This is a genomic window from Geodermatophilus sp. SYSU D00965, assembly GCF_054050075.1.
In genome coordinates, this window is the sequence record NZ_JBJGYQ010000052.1 from 1 (window position 1) to 3,335 (window position 3,335).

A 3,335-nucleotide genomic window follows, 5' to 3' on the forward strand; every position below is an offset into this window, starting at 1 on the left:
CCGCCGGCCTTGAACACCGCCAGCACCGCGGTCAGCCAGTCCAGGTCCCGCTCGGTGACCACCGCGACGACGTCCTCGGCAGCCAGCCCGCGGGCCCGCAGCGCCCGGGCCAGCCGGTTGGCGCGGGAGTTGAGCTCCCCGTAGGTCAGCTGCCGGTCACCGAGCACCGCGGCGACCTCCTCCGGGCGGCGCCCGGCCTGCTCCTCGAACAGCTCGTGCGCCGCCCGGGGCGGCAGCTCCCGCGCGCGGCCGGCCATGCCGTGCAGCTGGTGGCGCAGCTCGTCGGCCGACAGCAGGCTGCCCGCCAGCGGGTCGGCGTCGGGGTCGGCGACCAGCTGGGCCAGGGCGGTGCGGTGGTAACCGCAGATCCGCGCCGCCGCGGCCGCGTCGAGGGCGTCCTTGCGGTGGCGGACGGCCAGCCGCGCCCCGCCGCCGGGCATGCCGATCCGCAGCACCGCGCCCTCGGGCAGCTCCCCGTCGGCGGCCGTGTCCAGCACCACCTCCGACGTCGGGCCGGCCACGCCGAGCTCGGCGCGCAGCGCGTCCAGGGGCACGTCCCGGTGCGCCCGCAGCCCCGCCTCGGCCGCGGCCGCGGCCGCCACCAGCTCCCGCCACGACCCGCCGTCCACCGGCAGCCGGCACGGCAGCGGTCCCGCCGAGCCGGAGACGTAGCCGGTGACCACGTCGGTCTCCCCGGACAGCGCGGCCAGCACCCGGGCGTGCGCGGCCAGGAACACCGCCGACACCGGCACCCCCAGCTCGCCGGCCAGCCGGCGGGCCGCCGCTGTCAGGCTCCCGGGCAGCAGCGCCTCGTGCCGGGCGACCCCCGGTCGCGGGTCCAGGGTCCACCGCGGCACCGCGGTCGACCCGCCGGCGAGGAGCACCTCCCGCCAGAACTCGCGGCCGGTCTCGGTAGCCGTGACGGTCATCAGACGCGTTCCCTTCTCAGCGGGCGGACGGGGTGAGGTGCCGTGGGCCGGCACGGTGCCGCCCGCCGGACGGGGACAGGGGGACCCGCTCGCCGCGCGGCGGCAGCAGGGCGGCCGCGGGGACGGCGACAGGGGGCGTGGGCTGGGGCAGGGGCGTCGGGACCTCCCCGACCTCCTCGGCCGGGTTGCCGGCCCACCGGGTGCGCGGCGGCACGACCGAGCCCTTCATGAGGAAGGCGTCGGGGGCCAGCTCCGACCCGTCGCCCATCGTCGCGCCGTAGTGGACCCAGCAGCCGGTGCCGAGCGTGACGCCCGAGCCGATGACGATCCGGTCGGACTTGAAGCCGGCGTCCTCCTGCGAGTGGCACTGGACCGCGCTGCCCGCGTTGAAGGTGCAGCCGTCGCCGATGGTGACCATCGTCCTCTCGGGCATGCCCAGGCCGTCGTCGAAGACCCGGCGGCCGATCCGGACACCGGTCAGCCGCCAGACCAGCGGCTTGAACGGCGTCCCGTTGAAGAAGGCCGGCTGCGCGGTGTGCTTCCAGTACCGCTCGTGGAACCAGAAGTACGGGTCGTAGATCGAGCACTGCCGGGGCTGAAGCGGCCGGAAGCCGGTGACGGCGCGCTCGACCAGGATGCCGAGGGCGGTGGCGAACAGCACGCTGACGACCATGGCTGCCGCCACCGACCAGCCGCCGAAGCTGTTGTGCAGCTCGAAGCCGGCCAGGGTGATGAGGGTCAGGGCGAAGAAGTTGACCCACCGGACGAACAGGAAGAGGGCGATGGTGCGCAGGTTGTGCCGGTTCTTGGCGGCCAGCCGGCGGCGCAGCTCGTCGGGGTCCTGCAGGTGCTCGTTGATGGCCGCGTCCCGCTCGACCGTGCGCGGGATCTCGAAGGCCGGCGAGCCCAGCAGCCCGACGCCCTCCCGGACGGGCCCGTCGATCGGCACCATGACCTTGGTCGCGAGCAGGCAGTTGTCGCCGGTCCGCCCCTCGGAGGGGTAGTAGACGGCGTTGCCGAGGAAGTTGTCGGCGCCGATCGACGTCCGGGACACCCGGAACGACGTCGCCGAGTAGTCGCCGTTCATGACCGACAGCCCGTCGGCCACGACCGTCCCCGACCCGACCGAGGTCAGGTACGGGTTCTCGTGCTTGACGACCATCCCGAAGTTGGAGCCGGTCTGCACGACCTTGCCGAGGTCGTACCCGAGCGACCGCAGGTAGTGGACGATCCAGGAGCTGTTGCCGAGCACGGCCATCAGGAACTTCGCGTTGGTCAGCCGCAGGATCGACCGGTGGATCGAGTAGTGCAGGCCGTACAGGGTGTAGACCCGGCCCGGCGTCATGAACAGACCGAGCACACGGGGGACGGTCACGACGACGAGCCAGGTGACGAGGGTGCCGCCGAAGAACAGCACCAGCGAGCCCACGGCGGCGTTCCAGTAGAACGTCCCGCTCGTCAGCGCCAGCGGCCCCGGGTCCAGGAGCTCGCTGAGGCCGGGGAACGCGATGACGGCCACGGCGAAGCCGCCCATCAGCAGCGGCAGGTCCACGAGCAGGACGTTGCACAGGTGCAGCAGCGTGTAGGTCGCCCGGCGCCGGGTGCTGACCGGCCGGGGCGGGACCAGCCGGTAGTCGGTGCGGGTGGGCTGCGCCGGTGACCCGTGCCAGCGCTCGCCGGCGGGCACGGCCTGCCCCGCCTGCAGGGACGAGCGGTGGCCCAGCTGGGCGCCGTCGCCCATCGACGTCCCGATGTCGATCACCGCGGCCTCGCCGATGACGACGTCCCTGCCGAGGGTGATCGGTCCGGTCCGGATCACGCCGTCGTGGGCGTGGTAGCCGTTGACCAGCGTGTCCTTGCGGATCACGGTGCCGGCGCCGATCGTGAGCAGGTCGGTGGCCACCGGCACGGTCTTGGTGAAGATGGCGGTGCCGGGGCCGATCTTCGCGCCCAGCGCCCGCAGGTACAGCGGGTACATCGGCGTGCCGTTGAACAGCAGGATCATCGGGTTCTTCTGGACCAGCGTCTTGACGATCCAGAAGCGCACGTAGCGCAGACTCCAGACCGGGATCTCCTCGGCCTTCCACCGGCCGATGAGCAGCCACTTCGCCAGGACCGGCAGGACGCAGATGCCGACGAAGAAGGCGGTGCCGACGACGACCGACCGCTCGTAGTCGTAGAGGAGGCTCCCGCCGTCGGAGATCCAGTCGTACGCGGCGACGCCGGAGGTCGCGACGAGCAGGCAGTAGCAGAAGAAGAACAGCGCCTGCAGGACCCCGCAGAGGACGTACTGCGCCGTCCCCGCGGGCGCGGGGCGGGGGGGGCGGGGGGGGGGGGGGGGGGGGGGGGGGGGGGGGCGGGGGGGGGGGGGGGGGGGGGCGGGGTTGGGGGGGGGGGGGGGGGGGG

Annotated in this window: 2 protein-coding genes; both read right to left on the reverse strand. The window is 73.9% G+C overall.

Annotation, left to right across the window (positions count from 1 at the left end; genetic code table 11):
- Positions 1 to 929 (reverse strand): AMP-binding protein (locus ACI789_RS24500; RefSeq protein ID WP_457012155.1); only part of this gene is annotated, 929 nt, incomplete at its 3' end.
- A gap of 16 nt (positions 930 to 945) precedes the next feature.
- A partial coding sequence (locus ACI789_RS24505) for a Pls/PosA family non-ribosomal peptide synthetase (RefSeq protein WP_457012156.1) occupies positions 946 to 3,335 on the reverse strand: 2,390 nt, incomplete at its 5' end.